The sequence below is a fragment of the Jeongeupia sp. HS-3 genome (assembly GCF_015140455.1).
GTDB lineage: Bacteria > Pseudomonadota > Gammaproteobacteria > Burkholderiales > Chitinibacteraceae > Jeongeupia.
This window is the reverse complement of sequence record NZ_AP024094.1, coordinates 1,668,001-1,687,536: the sequence shown is the minus strand read 5'-3', so window position 1 is coordinate 1,687,536 and position 19,536 is coordinate 1,668,001. Positions and strand designations below refer to the sequence as shown.

Here is a 19,536-nt window from a genome sequence, read left to right as displayed (position 1 = left end):
TGAACGAAGAAGGCGTGCGCAAGGCGGCGATTCTATTGATGACGCTGGGCGAGGAAGCCGCGGTCGAGGTTTTTAGATACCTTGGCCCCAAGGAAGTGCAGCGGCTCGGTTTCGCGATGGCGAATATGGAAAACGTTCAGCGTAACGAGGTCAACACTGCGCTGGAGGACTTCGTCGTCGCGACCGAAAGCCGTGCCAATCTGGGCGCCGCCGACGAGTACATCCGTTCGGTGCTGACCAAGGCGCTGGGCTCGGACAAGGCTGCCAATCTGCTCGACCGCATCCTGCAGGGTAACGACAACAACGGGATCGAATCGCTCAAATGGATGGATTCGGTGGCTGTCGCCGAATTGATCCGCAACGAGCATCCGCAGATTGTCGCGACGATTCTGGTGCATCTGGAGCCGGATCAATCGTCCGAAATCCTCGGGCATTTTGTCGAGCGGGTCCGCAACGACGTGCTGCTGCGTATTGCCACGCTTGAAGGTGTGCAGCCGGCGGCGTTGCGTGAGCTCAACGATGTGCTTACCCAGTTGCTGTCGGGCTCGGACAAGATCAAGAAGAGCGCGATGGGCGGCGTACACATGGCCGCAGAAATCCTCAATTTCATGGGTGGCGTGACCGAAGCATCGGTGATTTCCAGTATTCGCGACTACGATCCGGAGCTGGCACAAAAGATCCAGGACAAGATGTTCACCTTCGACAATCTGCTCGATATCGACGACCGGGGCATTCAGATGTTGTTGCGCGAAATCCAATCCGATTCGCTCATCGTTGCGCTCAAGGGTACGAGCCAAGCACTCAAGGACAAGGTTTTCAAGAACATGTCGCAGCGCGCGGCCGAGATGCTCCGCGACGATCTGGAGGCCAAGGGGCCGGTCAAACTGTCCGAGGTCGAAGCCGAACAGAAGGAAATCCTCAAGATCGTTCGTCGCCTCGCCGACGAAGGGCAGGTTGTGCTGTCCGGCAAGGGCGACGAAGGGCTGGTCGAGTAAGCCATGGCCGGACCGATCCGCCGCGTGATCCCGCGCGAAGAACTGACCGCCTGGGAGCGCTGGGAGCTGGGGGCGATCGATGAAGAGCGCCGCTTGCGCCAGCCCGCACTGAGCGTTCCGGCCGCCGAGCCCGCACCAGCTCCGCCGCCCGAGCCGCCGGCTGAGGCCGCCATAGCTGCATTGCAACTGCCGCCGCCCGAGCTGGTGCCGGTTGCCGAAGTGAGCTTGCCAACCGCTGAGGACATTGAGGCGATCGAGCAACAGGCAATGCGCGAAGGATTTGATGCCGGGCTCGAAGCCGGCCGACTTGCGGCCGATGAAGAGGTTGGCAAGCTTAAATCGGTGTTGCAGGCGCTCGATCACCTTGCTGTCGGTGCGGAGGGCGCGCTGGCGGAGTCGGTGCTGGATCTGGCGCTGGTGCTGGCGCGCGAGCTGATTCGCAGGGAGCTGGTTGCCGATCGCCAATTGCTGTTGCCGGCGATCACCGAGGCACTGACGCAGGTGCCTGCTGCGGGTGGCGTATCGCGGCTTTATCTGCATCCCGATGATCTGAGTGCGCTTGAGCCGATGCTCGCCATCGAACTATCCGGCGAGCAATGGCATCTGGTTGCCGATCCGCGTCTGGCCTTGGGCGATGCGCGTATTGAAACGGTATCGACCCGGATCGATCTGGCCTTGCCGACACGCTGGGCAACGCTTCTGGGCGTGCTCGGTCGCGCTGGGCGCGATGATCTGGGCTGGGCTGCGGCCTTGCCCAAGGGTGAGCCGGACGGTGGCTGACACGCTGCAGCGCTGTCATCAATACCTCGCCGATTGTGGCGATGCGGTGCGCTGGGTGCGGCCGTGGAAGCCGCGGGGCAAGCTGGTGCGTGTTTCCGGGCTGGTGCTCGAAGTCGCCGGGCTGAAACTGCCGCTTGGCGCATCCTGTGAAGTGATGACCCCGGGTGGCCATCCGGTTGAAGCGGTTGTCGTCGGTTTCAACGACGACCGGCTGTTCCTGATGCCGCTCAGCGAAGTTTACGGCGTTGAACCCGGCGCCGAGGTCGTGCCGCATGAAGACACTGCGGCCTGGGTGCCCGAATTCGGCAATCCGCGGCCGCCGGCAAGACGGCTCGAAGACCATGGCCGGCAGGTGCCGGTAGGCTGGGGACTGCTCGGACGGATTCTCGACGGCCTGGGCCGGCCGCTCGATGGTCGCGGCAAGTTGCAGGTCGATGCCTACGCGCCGCTGTTTGCACGCGCCTATAACCCGATGGACAGGGAGCCGGTGCGCGACGTCATGGATGTTGGCGTGCGCGCCATCAACGCGATGCTCACCGTTGGCCGTGGTCAGCGGCTGGGCTTGTTCGCCGGTTCCGGCGTCGGCAAATCGGTGCTCCTGGGGATGATGGCGCGCTTCACCACCGCCGACGTTGTCGTCGTCGGCCTGATCGGCGAGCGGGGGCGTGAGGTCAAGGATTTCATCGAGAACATTCTCGGCGACGAAGGTTTGGCGCGCTCGGTCGTCGTCGCTGCGCCTGCCGATACACCGCCGCTGTTGCGTCTCTATGGTGCGGCTTACGCAACCAGCATCGCCGAGTATTTCCGCAATCAGGGCAAGCATGTGCTCTTGATCATGGATTCGCTGACCCGCTACGCGATGGCGCAACGCGAGATTGCATTGGCGGTCGGCGAGCCGCCGGCGACCAAAGGTTATCCGCCATCGGTATTCGCACGCCTGCCGCAGCTGGTCGAGCGCGCCGGCAATGGCCGCGAAGGCGGTGGCTCGATCACCGCTTTTTATACCGTGCTGTCCGAAGGGGACGATCAGCAGGATCCGATCGCTGACAATGCCCGGGCGATTCTCGATGGCCACTTTGTACTCAGTCGGCAACTGGCCGAAGCCGGCCACTATCCGGCGATCGACATCGAGGCATCGATTTCACGCGTGATGCACGATATTGTTGCGCCCGAGGATTTCGAGCTGGTGCGCCGCTTCAAGTATTTGTATTCGCGTTACCAGCGTTCGCGGGATCTGATCAGTGTCGGTGCTTATGTGCCGGGCTCGGATTCTTTGCTTGATGAAGCGATCCGGCGCCATCCAGCGTTTGAAGGCTTTCTGCAGCAGCGGATTCACGAGCAGGAAAGCTATGCTGGCGCTCGAGCCAAGCTGGCCGGTTTGTTTGCATGAGGGCGGCTTAAGGCATGGCGGCGTTTCGCTTTGAATTTTTGCTTGAACTCGCAACGGATGCACGCGAACGCGAAGCCAAGTTACTGCAAGCTGCGCAGGCGGCCGAGCAGGGCGCGCGCGACCGGCTGACGCAGATCCAGCATTACTGCGACGAATACCGCCGCAGGCTGACCCAGAGCGGTCAGAACGGCATCTCGGTCGTGCAGTTTCGCGATTACCAGCTGTTTCTGGGCAAACTCGACGACGCCACCCGACAACAGAGCGCCGAGGTCGTGCGTTTGGTTGCCGAGCGTGATGCGGCGCTGGCACGGTTTGTCGAATGCGAGAAAAAGCTCAAGGCCTACGAAGCGCTCAAAGTGCGTCACGGCAAACAGCAAGACCGGCTTGAACTCGTGCGCGAGCAAAAACTGCTCGACGAATTCAACAGTCGGCGGCGCTAACCGCCCGGGTGGATTTTGTAGACGTTCGACGACAGCTGCAGCGTGGCGTCGAAGGAGACCGGCGGCTTGTGTGGATGCACCTTGAGGATGGCATCGACGCGAAAACGCAAGGCGCGTTCGAGCTCGCGCGGCGCTTCAAGCGAAATCCGCACCCGCCCCAGCCGCGGTTCGTGCCGTTCGATCGATTTGCGTATCTTTTCACGCAGAAACTCCCGGTCTTGCGGATTCAGCAGGCTGATGCCCGACAGATCGGGAATGCCGAAGCCGACCATCGATTCGGCCGCGAGCGGGTGTGCCTCGAAAAGTTCGGAGTAGTCGATCGTTCGGGTATTGAGCAGGGCTTCCAGATCGCGGGCCAGCGCGCGCTTGAAGTCCGGCATATCGAACAGCATCCAGCCACTGCCTGGCGGCTGATCCGGCTCGTCGTCGAGCAGACGGTCCAGCACCGAGGGCTGAACCGTCATGGCGGCGCGGCTCATCAACCGAGTAAGGGGGTGATTTGCTGGCCGAGCAGCACGCGGTAGGTCACGAAGATCGCGACCGCGACGATGGCCAGTACGCCGAAGTACAGCCACAGCGGCAATTCATGCCGCACGAAAGCCTGAAAGCGCTGCGGCAGCTTCCAGTTCGGCGCGAATTCGGCCTTGCCGCCGCGCACCTGCTGGATTTCCTGGCCGAGCCGGTGAGCCAGATAGCCGAGCTTTTCACTGCCCTCCAGCAGGTACTTGCCCTGAAACCCAAGCAGCAGGCAGGTTTGGTAGACCTCAAGCGCCTCGACGTGCTTGGCCGGATCCAGCCGCAACATGTCCAGGCGCTCGAAAAAGCCTTCGCCGGCCAAGTGCTCACCGAACAGCCGCAGCTGCAGCGGCATCCGCTCCCACTCTTCGCGCAACGGAAAATCCGACGACAGGACGATTTCATCCATCAACGCACAAAAAGCGTACTTGGCCTGCTCGACCGCTTCGCCTGATTTGCCGAACTGGCGGGCGTGCCGCTCGAACTGGGTGAGGAACTGATCGACACGACGGTTGAATTCGGTGGCGCTGTTCGGTGCATTGCCGTCGCGCAGCAGGAAAAGCAGATAGGTGCCGTCCTCAAGCATCTCGCGCAGCGCCGGTGCTGTGGGCTGCTCGACGCTGAGCGGATGGGCGATGTCGGTGGGGGCGTTCATACCGGGTCCTTGGAAAGGGTAGAGGTCAGCGGAAGACCGCGATCAACTCGAGCCGCAGTTCGGCCAGCGTCTGCGGTACGTAGATGCAGATCGAGCGCGATTGCAGCATGCGCTGGAAGATATCGCCGCGCGGTTCGAGCGCGAAGTAGTGATTGCCGACCCGAACCGGGATCGCCGAGGGTGTCTGGCCGACGTGGCTGAGGCTGACACCGCGCAAAGCCGAGTTGAGGATCTTTTCGACGTCGTCGGGCGCGCCAACCTTGAACTTGAATGGCACTGATTCGATGACCTGCGCCGCCGGCAGATCGCTCTGCACCGACAGATAGAAATCGACGTTATCGAGCAGGCGATCGCTTTCCAGCCGGCCGATATGGAACGATGCCTTGGGCTGGTTCAGCGGGATCACCATGTAACGCGCGGAAATGACCGTATCGAGCAATTCGCGGATCTGGATGTCGAGCACCGGTAGCACTTCGGAGAGCGCGTCGTGGCGGTAGGGCGGTAAATCGCCGAGCGAATAGATGGTCGAGAAGGTCTGCAATTCGCCACAGAACTCGGCCAGTGCCAGATACAGCTCCTCCGGGTGGAGTGGTTCGCTGCGGGCAAGGTGGTTGAGGCGGGCGAAATTACGGTTGACCGTGTGCAGCAGCCAGAACGAGGCGATATCGGTCGTGCCGTATTCCATGACGTTCTTGGCGCGCTCACGGTGAGCACCGGCCAGCGCCTGGCTTTTGACGACCAGGATATCGAGCAGCCGGCGCAGGATGCGCGCCACCGGGGCCGATGCGCTGACGGTGAGCAGCGGCGGCAGATAGTCGTCGATGTGCTGCCATTGGCCGGTGGCATTTTTGGCGAGGCGGGCGACGGGAATCGAATCGTAACCGTCGCGGTTTTCTTCCTCGACCATCAGTCGAACATCGAGCTCCAGCGTACTCAGATCAGCCTCAAGCGCCTGGGTATAGAGATCGGCGGTGGCGTATTGCTGGCTGCGAAAACGTGTCGGCCGGTTGGCGCTCTGCGCTTCGGCCACGGTATTGCCGCCATAGGGCATCAGATGCGCGAGGCAGGCATACAGGGTGGTTTCGACGCCGAGCTGCGGGATTTCGGCAAGGTCGCGTGAGCGCGGGAGCGGTTCATGCAGCGGCGCGTTGAACGCCGTGCCATCGCGAAATGTCCAGTCCCGGACGATTCACCACGCGCTTAACAAATAAATCCGGCCGTCGCTGCTGCCAATCTTTCATCGCCTGCAGCGGCGTTCGGTGTTGCAAGGCCAGTTGCGGTAAGTGCTGGTTGTACAGCCACACATAGCGCTGCAACGTCTGCGCCAAGTCCTCACCAGACTGGAAGCGATGCGTCGCCAGCACCTCGCTGATTCGACCGTTGAAACGCTCAACCATGCCGTTGGTTTGCGGATGGCGCGGTTTGGTCAGCCGGTGCTCAATGTTCAGCGCTGTGCACAGCCGATCAAACTCATGCTCGCCGCTGGCGGTCTTGGTTTTATTGAACAAGCGATCGGTGAACTCACTGCCGTTGTCGGTCAACAGGATCTGCAATTTAAACGGGATGGCTTTGGCCAAGGCGGCCAGGAATGCCTTCGCGCTTGCAGCGGTCTTGTTGGGCTTGATCTGCACGAACACCCAGCGGGTGGCGCGGTCGATGGCGACGAATAGATAGCGGCGGGTGGTTTCGTCCGGCATTTGCGGCAGATATTTGACATCGACGTGGATGAAGCCCGGTTCGTAGTCCTTGAAGGGTTTGCTGTTGCGCGCCCGCTGTGTCGGTTCGAGCGCATGCAGGCTGCCGACGCCGTGGCGGCGCAGGCAGCGATCCAGCCCAGAGCGGGAGACCGTCGGATGCAGGAACTCGCGGATCACCACCAGCAAATCATCCAGCCCCAGCTTAAGGGTTTGGCGCAGTTGTACTGCGACCGCTTCTTGCGCGGGTGTCAGCGTGGTTTGCAGTCGATGCGCCGTATGCGAACGATCCTGTACGTCCTGGCGTTGGCGCCATTTGCGAATGGTATCCACGGTGACGCCGTAGCGACGTGCCAGTTCGGTGTTGGGTATGCTGGTCGGCGCCGCCTGGATTTCGGCACGAATGGCCGGGGTGGTGCGGGCGCGCTGGTGCAGTTGGACGATCATCGGGCTGACCTCGACAGGGAAGCTCGCAGCTTAGCAAGCGCATGGCGGGCACAGTGAAGTCGCCAGCTGCGAGGGCTTAGATTCTCATCCGGGATGCGACAAGTAGTGCCGTGATGTGGCTTGCTGCTGAAAATAGCCGTTAATGAGACGCGTCCGGCCATTTTCGACCAATAGTCCGTTGATTTCAGCCGCTGATCATTTGCCTGTTTTCGCTGACTTGTTTATTGTTGTTGCTTTTGATTTTGGTAAGGACGTCGCTGGGAAATGATTGCCGCATATTGGCGCTATTGGGGCAAAGCCAGTCCGGATGATCTGCCCGCTGTGGCGCGTTACCATTTGCTGCCATACCACTGTCTCGATGTTGCCGCGGTCGGCCATTGTTTGTTGCGCCAGAGCGGTGGCCTCGATGGGGAGTCGTTTGTCCGCAAGCTCGGGCTGAGCCTCGCGCAGTTCCAGTCGTTGTTTACCTTTCTGCTCTTGTTGCACGATCTCGGCAAATTCGCGCGTGTGTTCCAGAAGTTGGCGCCCGATCTGTCTCCGGACCTGGTTTCGACGCGTACCGCCAAGCAATACAGCGAACGGCATGACACCCTTGGTTGGCTGCTGTGGCGCGACGAACTGGCCAACAACTTCCCGGCAGAACATCTGCCGGAGCCCGCACACGGATACTGGAACGATTGGCTCAAGATCGTGACCGGTCATCATGGTATGCCGCCCAATGAGGGCGGTTCTACGCTGCTTGACCTCGACGATTTTTTTCTCGACGACGATGTGGACGCAGCTGCCGCGTTCGTCGCCGACGCAGCCGAGTTGCTACTGCCCGCCGATTTACAGGCGCCGACCGCTGCACAATGCGATGCCCTGCGTCAGTCCAGTTGGTCACTGGCGGGTTTGGCTGTGCTGGCCGATTGGCTGGGATCGAATCAGAATTATTTTCCCTATCACGATCAGCCTCGGCTTTCGCTGCGTGATTACTGGGAGCAGGTCGCTTTGCCGGCGGCCGAGCGTGCCGTGACCGACGCGGGGCTCGCGGCCAATGACATTGCACCGTTTCCCGGTGTTGACCACCTTCACGAAATATTTGGATACCTCAGCCGGCCGACGCCGCTACAGCACTATGCCGCGACCGTTGTGCTAGCCGATGGCCCGCAGTTGTTTTTGCTCGAGGACGTGACCGGCGCCGGTAAAACCGAAGCCGCGCTGATCCTGACACACCGGCTGATGGCGGCTGGACGGGCCAGCGGCTTCTATTTCGGCCTGCCGACGATGGCGACGGCGAACCAGATGTATCGGCGTGTCGGCGACGTTTACGCGCGTTTCTACCGGCCCGGACAGACGCCATCGCTGATGCTGGCACACGGCGCGCGCGACTTGATCGATGAATTCCGCATGTCGATTCAGCCCAAGGATCGCGGCTACGACAGGGGCGAGGCCAGCGCGACTTTGCAATGCAATGGCTGGCTGGCCGACAATCGCAAGAAGGCGTTACTGGCCGATATTGGTGTCGGTTCGCTTGATCAGGCCTTGCTGGCGGTCTTGCCGGCGCGGCACCAGTCGCTGCGGATGCTCGGCTTGGCGCGCAAGGTGCTGATCGTTGACGAGGTCCACGCCTACGATAGTTATATGAACCGATTGTTGTGCCGTTTGCTGGAAGGGCACGCGCGGCAGGGTGGTTCTGCGCTGCTGCTGTCGGCAACGGTGCCGGCATCAACGCGTGCCAGCTTGATCGCGGCATATCAAAAAGGCTTGGGTGTTACCGGGCAGGACTTGCCTGCCGATGAACGCTATCCATTGGCCACTCAAGCCGCTGCTCAAGTGCGCACCGAAGCCTGTGCAACCCGCGAACAGGTCAAACGGCGGGTCAAGATTCAACACGTGCACGACGAAGCCGACGTGCTGGCCCTGATTCATGAACACCTTGCCGCCGGACGTTGTGTGGGCTGGATACGCAATACCGTAGAAGACTGCCGCAATGCCTATCTGGCGTTGCAAGCCGAGCTAGATGACGACGCACTCATCCTGTTTCACAGCCGTTACGCGATGGGACATCGCCTCGATATTGAAAACCGCACGCTGGACACCTTTGGCAAGCATTCGATCACGGCGGATCGCAGTGGCAAAGTCGTGATTGGCTCGCAAGTGATCGAACAGTCCCTCGATCTGGATCTTGATGTACTGATCAGCGATTTGGCGCCGATTGATCTGTTGATCCAGCGCGCCGGCCGTTTGCAGCGGCATGTGCGCGATGCGCAGGGCAATCCGGCCGATATAGAGCAGCGCCCGGCGCCGGTGTTGTACGTGTTTGGCCCGGCACCGACCGAGACGCCGCCAGCGAATTGGTACGGTGCAGTTTTTCCGAAAGCGCAGTACGTTTATCCGGATATCGGTCAGCTGTGGCTAACGCAGCGGGCCTTGCTCGCTGCCGGTGAAATCGTTTCGCCAGGTGAACCGGGTCAGCCCGGCGCGGTGCGGCAGCTGGTCGAGGCCGTGTACGGCGACGACGCGCAGATCGACATTCCCGACACACTGCAAGAGGCCAGCCGCAAGTGCGAAGGCGAAGCCTTGGCCGAACAAAGCCAGGCGAATTTCAATGCGCTCGACTTGGGTAAAGGCTATTGCCGTGACAGTAACCGCCATTGGGACGACGAAGCGCGTATCCCGACCCGCTTAAGCGACGAAACCCAAACGCTTTACCTCGCCCAGCCCGACGGCGAGGCGCTGAAACCGATTGTCGAGGCGGATCGACATGGCTGGCCGTTGTCTGCGGCACGGCTCGGCACCTACAAGATCAGGGATTTGTCACCGGCATGGCAAGACCGTTTTGGCGCGGCGATTGCCGCCTTGCGTGAACGCTATCCGCTGCTGGAAGCACCGGCCCTCGTCCTGCCGCTCTTGCCCATCGAGAATGAGGCCGGGCGTTGGTATGCCGAGGCGCTCGATGGGCATGGGCGGGAGGTGCGTCTTGTTTATTGCGCGGGTCTTGGGGTGCTGACGGCATGAGCCCAAGTATGAAAAGGGCGGTGGCCCGGCCTTTTCTAAATATCCCCGCGACTGCAGGGAACAGGAGTATAAATATGGTTGTTTATTGACACTATGAAGACATCCCCGCGATCGCGGGGAAGGAAATGACATACGAAGGATAGGTATGAATCTTCTTGATCAGGGCAATTTGTGGCTGATGTTGGATAGGGCTGAAGCAGGCCCGGTATCTGCGGCTGTGTGCGACGTTTCTAGTGATCAATTCGTGGGTGTCACTGCGCCGCGCGCCGACTTTCGCGGTGCGCTATACCAGTTCTTGATTGGTCTGCTGCAAACCGCCTACGCGCCCAAAGACCACGACGAATGGTTTGCGCGCTGGAAGACGCCGCCATCGCGTGATGAGTTGGCCAAGGCATTTTCTCCGTTCGCTGCGGCGTTTGAGCTTGATGGCGATGGCCCGGCGTTTATGCAAGATTATGAGGTGCTTCCTGAGAAAAATATAAACTCTACTGATTCATTGCTTATTGATCTTGGATCTGAGTCAAATATTTATTTCAATAAACTGCGGGCTTGGGATGGCATGTGTCCGGCGTGCTTTGCAACTGCGATTTTTACATTGCAAATAAATGCACCTGCTGGCGGCAGAGGGTATCAAACGTCCGTGAGGGGCGGCGGGCCACTTACTACGCTTATTCTTCCCGCGAAGCAGGATGCGACACTTTGGGAAAAGCTGTGGCTCAATGTATTACCGAGTAACCATTTTCTTGATAGTGACTGTGATTCAGTAGTTTTCAAAGAATCTTTAAATTTTCCTTGGCTGTGCAGCACGATTGTTGGGGGTAAAGCGGGCATTCCCATTGTGCCGTCACCAGAGAATAAATTACTTCCATATTGGGGAACCCCGCGACGAGTTAGTGCGGAGTTAAAAAACAGACGTGCTGGTGAGTGTGAAATATGTAGTGCTCACTCGAATGAATTAATTGAAAAATATCGATTTTTGAGTGGAGGGGCTGATTATAAGGGGCCGTGGACTCATCCACTCTCCCCTTATGTTCTCGATTCAAAAACTAGGGAGGTGCTGTCGTTTAAGGGTGGACGTGCGTATGGCGGATATAAAAATTGGGCTAGCTTTACGCTCGGAGATGAAGATGCTGGGGTTTGTGTGGCTCAGGTGATCGCTGATTTTAATAGCCGAAAATTCCGCTATTTCCCTGCGAAAGAGAGAGCTGTCGTCGTATGGTGTTTTGGATATGACATGCAGCCTGGTCAAGCAAAAGCACTTTGCTGGTATGACACCGTGCTCCCACTTTATGTGCACGATTCCGAAAAAATAAAAAAGAAAATGGATAGTTCGACTCGGCTTTTACTAGAAGTCGCCAGCGAGTCCGCCAGATTACTTGGCAAATACGTCAAAGCCGCCCGTTTTAGTCGTCCGGCCGACGTCGGCAACGAACCGGCGGTGCCGCAGAGTTTTTGGCAGGGCACCGAAGCCTTGTTCTACCAATCCTTGCAAACCATGGCGAATGCCGAGGCGCTCGACGAGAACACTGTCGCAGCGATTTACCGCGCTTGGCTGATCAAGCTGCGCGGCAAAACCATCGCCTTGTTCGACGACTGGGTTTTGAGTGCCCCGATTGAGGACATGGACATGAAACGCGTGGTGCAGGCGCGTACTGAACTTGGCAAGTGGCTCAACGCCGCCAAGCCGATGAAATCGATGTGGCAGATCGTCAAAGACGTCGAAGCCTTACAGAAGGAGGGCGCATGAAACGGCAGTATCTTGATGACTATCAGGCCGAGCTGATCCGGCAGTGGTGGACCAGCCTGCAACCGCAGGAAGACGCTCCCAAAGGCGGGCCGTTTGCGATGTTTACCCGCGCCGATCGCGCCTTGCTGCGCCGCTGCGCCGAGTCCGGCGAGGTGTTGCTGCAATCGGCGTTTCAGCGGCTGTATCAACTGCTCGGCAAGCCAGATCCGGACCACCGTTTTCCGCTGCTTGCAGAAGATCCATCGGCATTGGCGCTGGTGGCCGGCGTGCTGGCGCATGTGAAAACCGACATCAAAACCGGCGCCAGCTTCGCCGCCTTCCTGGGGGCAAAGGGCGAGAGCGGCCAGCCGTTGATGAGCGAGCTGCGTTTTCAGCGCTTGCAGACCTGCGACAACGAGGCCGATTTCTACCGTCAGGCGATCGGGGCGGTGAAGTTGGCTGACGCGGCGGTCGATGTGGTGGCGCTGGCCGACGACCTGCTCGCGTGGATATGGGAATACCGCGATGGCCATGAGCAGGCGCCGGCCAAACGCTTGAAAGTGCGCTGGGCGACCGATTATTACGGCGCGGCGCTGAAGTAAATCGCGCCGCCGGCTCAACCCATCCGAATCAACCCGCTTAAATCGACTGACTGAAAACAAGGCAAAACAATGACCCGCTATATCCAGTTGCACCTGCTGATTTCCTACCCGCCGGCCAACCTGAACCGTGATGATCTGGGCCGGCCCAAAACTGCCCGTATGGGTGGTGCCGAGCGGCTGCGCGTGTCGTCGCAGAGTTTGAAGCGTGCATGGCGCATATCCGAAGTGTTTCAGCAGCAACTGGCCGGCACCATCGGCACGCGTACCAAGCGGCTGGGGCGCGATGTGTTCGACGCGCTGCTTGCGGCCGGTGTATCGGATAAAAATGCCAAGGATTGGGCATCGAAAGTCGCCGGCGTTTACGGCGCAGTGAAGAAAGACAATCCGCTGGAAATCGAGCAACTGGTGCACGTGGCGCCGGAAGAGCGCGCAACCCTGGACGCGCTGGTGGCGACGCTGGCCGCTGAAAAACGCGAGCCGAGCAAGGCAGAGCTCGATGCTTTGCTGCATACCCAGCACGCGGTCGATATCGCCATGTTTGGCCGGATGTTGGCGGCCAAGACCGAGTTCAACGGCGAGGCCGCGGTGCAGGTGGCGCACGCCCTCGGCGTGCATGCGTCGGTGATCGAGGATGACTATTTCACCGCTGTTGATGATCTAAATCAGGACGATGCCGGTGCCGCGCACATCGGTGAGTCTGGTTTTGCCGCTGCGGTGTTCTATCAGTACGTGTGCATTGATCGCGATCAGTTGGAACGCAACTTGGGTGGCGACAAGGCCTTGACCGCAAAGGCGCTCAAAGCGCTGGTCGAAGCCGCGCTGACCGTCGGCCCGTCGGGCAAGCAAAACAGCTTTGCCAGCCGCGCTTATGCGCATTACGCCTTGGCCGAAAAAGGCAGCCGCCAGCCACGCTCGCTGTCGCTGGCCTTCTTGAAGCCGGTGTCGGGCAACGACTATGGCCGCAGTGCCGTGGCCGAGCTGGAAACGGTGCGTACAAATATGGACAAGGTCTATGGCGCCTGCGCCGACGCGAGCTACGACGTCGATGTGTTTGCTGGCAAGGGTAGCGTTGCCGAGCTGATTGATTTCGTCGCGGCGGAGTGAGGCGATGAGCGACTATCTGGTGTTTCGCCTCTACGGGCCGATGGCCAGTTGGGGAGAAATCGCGGTGGGCGAGTCGCGGCATTCGGCCGCGCAGCCCTCGCGCTCGGCGCTGATTGGCTTGTTAGCCGCGGCGCTGGGCATACGCCGCGATGACGATGCCGCGCAGGCCGCGTTGGCGACTGCTTATCGCTTTGGTGTGAAGCTGGCGGCAACGGGCATGCCACTGCGTGATTACCACACGGTGCAAGCGCCGGGGCGGCAGAAAAAGGTGACGTACCGCACTCGCCGCCAAGAGCTGGCCGATCCCGCTAAATTGAGGGCGCCGCTGTTATCGGCGCGTGAATATCGGGTCGATAGTCTCGCCATCATCGCGGTCGAGGCCTTGCCCGATGCACCGCATGGCCTGGCTGAGTTGGCCGGTGCGCTGGATCGACCGCATTTTCCGCTCTATCTTGGCCGAAAATCATGTCCGCTGGCTGCGCCGCTTGCGGCTACCGTGGTGGCCTCGCCTGATCTGAAAGCCGCGCTGGATGGCGTCGATGCTGCGCTGTTGCTGCCCGGTATCGAAGGGGCTAGGGCGTCACGGCGGCTGAAAATAGATCGTGCCGCGCGTTATTTTTGGGATCAAGGCATGGAGGCCGGCATGCCGGTGACCATGACGCAAGTGCGCCACGATCAACCGATCTCGCGGCGGCGCTGGCAGTTTGCGCCGCGCAATGAACTGGTCCATCTGGCCGAGGAGGGGCTATGAGCTATTTTTCCCGAGTTCGGGTCAATCCACGCGGGTTGGATCGACAACAGTTAAGCGCAGCACAGGCGGGGGATGCGTATCGCGATCATGCGCTGGTTTGGCAGTTATTCCCGGGCGATGCGTCGCCGCGTGATTTTGCTTTTCGCGCAGAGCGTAGCGACGATGGTCAGATCGTGTATTACGTGGTGTCGCAGCGCGAGCCGCAAGCGTTGCCGGGATGCCTGGCTGTCGACGCTAAACCCTTCAATCCTCGCTTGGTCGAGGGCGAGTGGTTGCGTTTCGATTTGCGCGCCAACCCGACGGTGGCGATCCACAAGGAAGGCACGAAGCGCAGCCAGCGCCATGATGTGCTGATGCACGCCAAGCAGGGCGCCCAGAACGCCGCGCTCGCGCAAGCGGCGATGGATGCTGCGGCGGCAAAGTGGCTGGTCTCGCGCGCCGCTAGCTGGGGGCTGGAGATCGAGGCGGCGTCAGTGCTGGCCAGCAGTTACACCCAGCATCGTCTGGGCAGTAAGGGGAGGAACATCCGCTTTTCGTCGGTCGATTATCAAGGGATGGCGCGCGTGATTGATGCCGGCAAACTGCAGCAGGCGATGCTGCACGGAGTCGGCCATGCCAAGGCCTTTGGCTGCGGCTTGCTGCTGGTCAAGCGGATCGCCTGATGCTGCCGCCGCTCAAGCCCATTTCGATCAAGGAGCGTTTGTCGGTGCTGTTCATCGAGCGTTGTCAGCTTGATGTGCTCGACGGTGCGTTTGTTGCCGTCGATGCCACCGGCGTGCGCACGCATATTCCGGTCGGTGGTGTCGCTTGCCTGATGCTCGAACCGGGCGTGCGCGTCTCACATGCCGCCTGCGCGCTGGCGGCGCGGGTCGGCACCTTGCTGGTGTGGGTTGGCGAAGCGGGTGTGCGCTTGTACTCGGCCGGCCAACCCGGTGGTGCGCGCTCGGATCGCTTGCTCTACCAGGCCAGCCTGGCGCTGGATGATGAGGCACGGCTCAAGGTGGTGCGCGAAATGTACCGGTTGCGCTTTCAAGAGGAGCCGCCACAGCGTCGCAGCGTTGAACAATTGCGCGGCATCGAAGGTGCGCGGGTCCGTGCGACCTACAAGCTGTTGGCGCAGCAATACGGTGTGAAGTGGCAAGCACGTAACTACGATCAGCAGGACTGGGACGCTGCCGACATCCCCAACCGCTGTCTGTCTGCCGCGACCGCCTGCCTGTATGGCGTGACCGAAGCCGCGGTGCTGGCCGCCGGCTATGCGCCAGCGATCGGCTTCATCCATACCGGCAAACCGTTGAGCTTCGTTTACGACATCGCCGACATCTACAAGTTTGAAACCGTGGTGCCGGCGGCATTCAGCGTCGCCGCCAGACCGGTAGCGCAGCCCGAGCGCGAAGTACGCCTGCGGTGTCGCGATATTTTCCGGCAGACCAAATTGCTGGAACGCATCATCCCTGATATTGAAGTCATCCTCGCCGCTGGTGGCCTGGCGCGCCCAGAGCCGGCCGAAGAAGCGGTTCTGCCGGCGATCCCGAATGCGGAGGGCATTGGCGATGTTGGTCATCGTGCTTGAAAGCGCGCCACCACGACTGCGTGGGCGGCTAGCGGTGTGGTTGTTGGAAATCCGCGCCGGTGTTTATGTCGGTAATTACTCGAAAAAGGTTCGTGAACACATCTGGAGCCAAGTTGAGGCGGGGATCGAAGAAGGCAACGCCGTGATGGCTTGGCGAACCAGCAATGAGGCGGGCTTCGATTTCATCACCTTGGGTACCAACCGGCGTATTCCACTGGAACTCGACGGTGCCAAACTGGTGTCGTTCTTGCCGCTGGAGGTGGCGAAGTAGTCGTGCTGATGGTGGCGTTCTTTAACAAAAGAAGAAGCTGTAAGGCATCCTGAAAGTTTGGTAGAATTTCTGGGTGTGAAATAGCCTATATGGTTCAAAGAGTTATTTTTAGTCCGTTCCCCGCGACCGCGGGGATGAACCGTCGTAGCGCAGCGCATCGGACAATTCGCACGCCCGTTCCCCGCGACCGCGGGGATGAACCGTCGCAGGCCGATACCATCAACGCCGAATTTGGCCGTTCCCCGCGACCGCGGGGATGAACCGCTCGCGCTGACCGCCTGGCCGACCGGCAACCCCCGTTCCCCGCGACCGCGGGGATGAACCGGCTGTTGCGGAGCTGATTGGACAGATCAACCTCCGTTCCCCGCGACCGCGGGGATGAACCGCGTTCCTCTGCGGGGCCAATGCTGTGGTAGGACCGTTCCCCGCGACCGCGGGGATGAACCGACCAATAGCCTGCCGGCGTTCGGTGGTATCGACCGTTCCCCGCGACCGCGGGGATGAACCTTAGCCGCCGCTAAGTCAACAAGCCCCGCCCAGTCCGTTCCCCGCGACCGCGGGGATGAACCGGTCTACAGCGGCACCAATAAGGCCGTGTACAACCGTTCCCCGCGACCGCGGGGATGAACCGTCAGCCTGCTCTCGCTCGAGAGCCTGCACGCCCCGTTCCCCGCGACCGCGGGGATGAACCGGCGCTTGACGATATTCGTCATGGCGACATTGCCCGTTCCCCGCGACCGCGGGGATGAACCGGACTCGACCAGCGGCACGCCCAAGACGCTGGCCCCGTTCCCCGCGACCGCGGGGATGAACCGACAAAAGCACCACCTGCCGACGATGCAAATGCCCGTTCCCCGCGACCGCGGGGATGAACCGGTCTACCTGCTCTGCGAGGGCTGCGGTGGTCACCGTTCCCCGCGACCGCGGGGATGAACCGAAAAGGTCGTGCGCCTTGGCGACAAGCAAATCCCGTTCCCCGCGACCGCGGGGATGAACCGAAATCGACTTGAACAAATCGGTCGAAATTGTCCCGTTCCCCGCGACCGCGGGGATGAACCGGCTTGCTCGCCCATGTCGGTGCCTGGCTGTCGCCGTTCCCCGCGACCGCGGGGATGAACCGGGCAGCGTGCTGTCCGCTGACGATGTGCAGTCCCGTTCCCCGCGACCGCGGGGATGAACCGTTGCAGGCTTTACCATTGTGAAGACCAATAACCCGTTCCCCGCGACCGCGGGGATGAACCGTGAACAAGTATTTGTACATGAACAGCGACGAGCCGTTCCCCGCGACCGCGGGGATGAACCGGTTTGCATAGCCGCTGCAAAGGGCATTTGCAGACCGTTCCCCGCGACCGCGGGGATGAACCGTTGACTGATATCAACCATCCGATATGTGTGAGCCGTTCCCCGCGACCGCGGGGATGAACCGGTGCTGACGCTCACTGCGCGTGGCGTGCAGCACCGTTCCCCGCGACCGCGGGGATGAACCGTCGCATTTCAGGTAATGCGCTGGCCGCGACCACCGTTCCCCGCGACCGCGGGGATGAACCGATCAATATCGGCTTTTGCATCAGGCTTTGCCACCGTTCCCCGCGACCGCGGGGATGAACCGATTTCGCATGAGCATATGCAGTTCTTTCGGATCCGTTCCCCGCGACCGCGGGGATGAACCGGATACGAAGATGCTCACATCCTTTGCTATGGCCCGTTCCCCGCGACCGCGGGGATGAACCGCTATCGAGTGGCTCGACAAACCGGATTACAACCCGTTCCCCGCGACCGCGGGGATGAACCGTGCCGCTCGCGCTGGGCGTCGCTGCCTGGGGCCCGTTCCCCGCGACCGCGGGGATGAACCGATCCGCGACACCGTCGTTGCCGATGCGTCGCGCCGTTCCCCGCGACCGCGGGGATGAACCGTCACCGGATAGGGCTGTTAGAAGGGCCGCATCCCGTTCCCCGCGACCGCGGGGATGAACCGCTAGATTCCCGCAGTTTGAAGAGTGGGAGACTCCGTTCCCCGCGACCGCGGGGATGAACCGTCATGGGAAGCCGCCGCCATGATGTTTGATGACCGTTCCCCGCGACCGCGGGGATGAACCGAAACCGCACGCGACCTGCTGAGGTGTCCTGAACCGTTCCCCGCGACCGCGGGGATGAACCGCGGGAGGCATGCAGCTTCCGCTGTTGGCTTTGCCGTTCCCCGCGACCGCGGGGATGAACCGGCAACTAACCTAGTACGTTCTGATCGGCCCCACCGTTCCCCGCGACCGCGGGGATGAACCGCACTTCATTCAATTTATTGCGCAAACCGTCAATCCGTTCCCCGCGACCGCGGGGATGAACCGTTAGGATCATACTGGTAACGAATGCCGTTTTCCCGTTCCCCGCGACCGCGGGGATGAACCGGAAAATCGTTTGCTATTCCGAAAACAGGACACCCGTTCCCCGCGACCGCGGGGATGAACCGGCTGAGGCATACGGTTTACTCGAATCCGCGCTCCGTTCCCCGCGACCGCGGGGATGAACCGTCGGTGAGCTGGATCGCCGTTGCGTACTGGCCCCGTTCCCCGCGACCGCGGGGATGAACCGGTCAATGAACGCGTACGGGTCAGCTTCGGTTACCGTTCCCCGCGACCGCGGGGATGAACCGGTTAGCGCCAGCAAAGTTAGCGCCAGCAAAGTTCCGTTCCCCGCGACCGCGGGGATGAACCGTTATCAACGTGCAATGCACACCAGAAGCGACACCGTTCCCCGCGACCGCGGGGATGAACCGCGCGGCGCACGTTCGAGCTGCTGCCACACCTGCCGTTCCCCGCGACCGCGGGGATGAACCGGCGACCCGGTCGGCCTTGCCGAAGAGCGCACCCCGTTCCCCGCGACCGCGGGGATGAACCGGCTTCGGCGCGGGTCTGCGCCGGGCTGGTCTCCCGTTCCCCGCGACCGCGGGGATGAACCGCGTCGATCCGGGCATTGCTGGCCTCGACGTCGCCGTTCCCCGCGACCGCGGGGATGAACCGCCGTTGAGGCGTTGCGCTTGCGCCTCGAGGAGCCGTTCCCCGCGACCGCGGGGATGAACCGCAGGCAGGTACCGCGAACGCACGCCCAATCAACCGTTCCCCGCGACCGCGGGGATGAACCGGCCAGCCCCTTCCGCTTCCGCGCCTATGAGGGCCGTTCCCCGCGACCGCGGGGATGAACCGACCGCACGCGCCGGCCGCGCCCGGCGGTGGTGCCCGTTCCCCGCGACCGCGGGGATGAACCGGCGCCGGCGCTGCCGGTGGTGGAGGTGCAAATCCGTTCCCCGCGACCGCGGGGATGAACCGGCGAATGGGGCAAGTATGGCGAACGTGTTGACCCGTTCCCCGCGACCGCGGGGATGAACCGTCGCATTTCAGGTAATGCGCTGGCCGCGACCACCGTTCCCCGCGACCGCGGGGATGAACCGGTTGAGCTCGAACGCCAGCGCGTTCGGGCTGTCCGTTCCCCGCGACCGCGGGGATGAACCGGGTGTTCATGCTGGTCTCCGATAGGTCTTGGTCCCGTTCCCCGCGACCGCGGGGATGAACCGTCCACCGGGGCCGGTCGGTACCAGATC

At 61.4% G+C, this 19,536-nt stretch carries 16 protein-coding genes and 1 CRISPR repeat array (1 of these 17 only partly in view); of the genes, 12 read left to right on the top strand and 4 right to left on the bottom strand.

Annotated elements, in window-relative coordinates; all coding sequences use genetic code 11:
• The first annotated feature begins 38 nt into the window (after positions 1-38).
• From fliG to fliJ, 4 genes are read left to right on the top strand one after another with little or no spacing between them, the layout of a single operon-like run.
• Positions 39-995 (top strand): flagellar motor switch protein FliG, encoded by a 957-nt coding sequence (fliG, locus tag JLC71_RS07960; RefSeq protein WP_374757626.1) that lies wholly within the window; start codon positions 39-41, stop codon positions 993-995.
• A gap of 3 nt (positions 996-998) precedes the next feature.
• The gene (locus JLC71_RS07955; RefSeq protein WP_200918197.1) at positions 999-1,775 is read left to right on the top strand and encodes a FliH/SctL family protein; all 777 of its coding nucleotides are present in this window, start codon (positions 999-1,001) and stop codon (positions 1,773-1,775) included.
• Entirely contained in the window at positions 1,768-3,165 is a 1,398-nt protein-coding gene (gene fliI / locus JLC71_RS07950; protein ID WP_236251021.1) for a flagellar protein export ATPase FliI, read from the top strand. Before JLC71_RS07955 ends, fliI begins: the two co-directional genes overlap by 8 nt.
• 14 nt (positions 3,166-3,179) lie before the next feature.
• Positions 3,180-3,605 carry a flagellar export protein FliJ gene (fliJ, locus tag JLC71_RS07945; protein ID WP_200918195.1) on the top strand — a complete coding sequence of 142 codons (426 nt, stop codon included), beginning with the start codon at positions 3,180-3,182 and terminating at the stop codon, positions 3,603-3,605.
• Here fliJ and tssE read toward each other — a convergent pair.
• Genes tssE through JLC71_RS07925 form a run of 4 tightly spaced genes read right to left on the bottom strand, consistent with a single transcriptional unit; the run spans position 3,602 to position 6,917 of the window.
• Positions 3,602-4,069 (bottom strand): type VI secretion system baseplate subunit TssE, encoded by a 468-nt coding sequence (gene tssE, locus JLC71_RS07940; RefSeq protein ID WP_236251020.1) that lies wholly within the window; start codon positions 4,067-4,069, stop codon positions 3,602-3,604. The genes fliJ and tssE overlap by 4 nt on opposite strands.
• Positions 4,070-4,083: 14 nt before the next feature.
• Entirely contained in the window at positions 4,084-4,776 is a 693-nt protein-coding gene (gene icmH, locus JLC71_RS07935; protein ID WP_200918193.1) for a type IVB secretion system protein IcmH/DotU, read from the bottom strand.
• 25 nt (positions 4,777-4,801) lie between these two features.
• On the bottom strand, positions 4,802-5,917 hold the full coding sequence (gene tssK / locus JLC71_RS07930; RefSeq protein WP_236251033.1) for a type VI secretion system baseplate subunit TssK: 1,116 nt from the start codon (positions 5,915-5,917) through the stop codon (positions 4,802-4,804).
• Positions 5,910-6,917 carry an IS481 family transposase gene (locus tag JLC71_RS07925; protein ID WP_200918192.1) on the bottom strand — a complete coding sequence of 336 codons (1,008 nt, stop codon included), beginning with the start codon at positions 6,915-6,917 and terminating at the stop codon, positions 5,910-5,912. The genes tssK and JLC71_RS07925 overlap by 8 nt, the downstream gene beginning before the upstream one ends.
• A gap of 264 nt (positions 6,918-7,181) precedes the next feature.
• On the opposite strand from JLC71_RS07925, the gene cas3 reads away from it, so the two are divergent.
• From cas3 to cas2e, 8 genes are all read left to right on the top strand, one after another.
• Positions 7,182-9,917, top strand: coding sequence for a CRISPR-associated helicase Cas3' (cas3, locus tag JLC71_RS07920; RefSeq protein WP_200918191.1), 2,736 nt, complete (start codon positions 7,182-7,184; stop codon positions 9,915-9,917).
• A gap of 145 nt (positions 9,918-10,062) precedes the next feature.
• Complete coding sequence (gene casA, locus JLC71_RS07915) at positions 10,063-11,664, top strand: type I-E CRISPR-associated protein Cse1/CasA (protein WP_200918190.1); 1,602 nt, start codon at positions 10,063-10,065, stop codon at positions 11,662-11,664.
• Complete coding sequence (casB, locus tag JLC71_RS07910) at positions 11,661-12,245, top strand: type I-E CRISPR-associated protein Cse2/CasB (RefSeq protein WP_200918189.1); 585 nt, start codon at positions 11,661-11,663, stop codon at positions 12,243-12,245. The genes casA and casB overlap by 4 nt, the downstream gene beginning before the upstream one ends.
• A 69-nt stretch (positions 12,246-12,314) precedes the next feature.
• The gene (gene cas7e / locus JLC71_RS07905; protein ID WP_200918188.1) at positions 12,315-13,349 is read left to right on the top strand and encodes a type I-E CRISPR-associated protein Cas7/Cse4/CasC; all 1,035 of its coding nucleotides are present in this window, start codon (positions 12,315-12,317) and stop codon (positions 13,347-13,349) included.
• 4 nt (positions 13,350-13,353) lie between these two features.
• Positions 13,354-14,100, top strand: a complete 747-nt coding sequence (cas5e, locus tag JLC71_RS07900; protein WP_200918187.1) for a type I-E CRISPR-associated protein Cas5/CasD — start codon at positions 13,354-13,356, stop codon at positions 14,098-14,100.
• Positions 14,097-14,762, top strand: coding sequence for a type I-E CRISPR-associated protein Cas6/Cse3/CasE (gene cas6e, locus JLC71_RS07895; protein WP_200918186.1), 666 nt, complete (start codon positions 14,097-14,099; stop codon positions 14,760-14,762). Before cas5e ends, cas6e begins: the two co-directional genes overlap by 4 nt.
• Positions 14,762-15,673 (top strand): type I-E CRISPR-associated endonuclease Cas1e, encoded by a 912-nt coding sequence (gene cas1e / locus JLC71_RS07890; protein ID WP_236251019.1) that lies wholly within the window; start codon positions 14,762-14,764, stop codon positions 15,671-15,673. The genes cas6e and cas1e overlap by 1 nt, the downstream gene beginning before the upstream one ends.
• Entirely contained in the window at positions 15,654-15,944 is a 291-nt protein-coding gene (cas2e, locus tag JLC71_RS07885) for a type I-E CRISPR-associated endoribonuclease Cas2e (protein WP_255517426.1), read from the top strand. Before cas1e ends, cas2e begins: the two co-directional genes overlap by 20 nt.
• Before the next feature lie 113 nt (positions 15,945-16,057).
• A CRISPR array of direct repeats spans positions 16,058-19,536; the repeat unit is 29 nt; unit sequence CCGTTCCCCGCGACCGCGGGGATGAACCG; it runs 3,398 nt beyond the window's last position.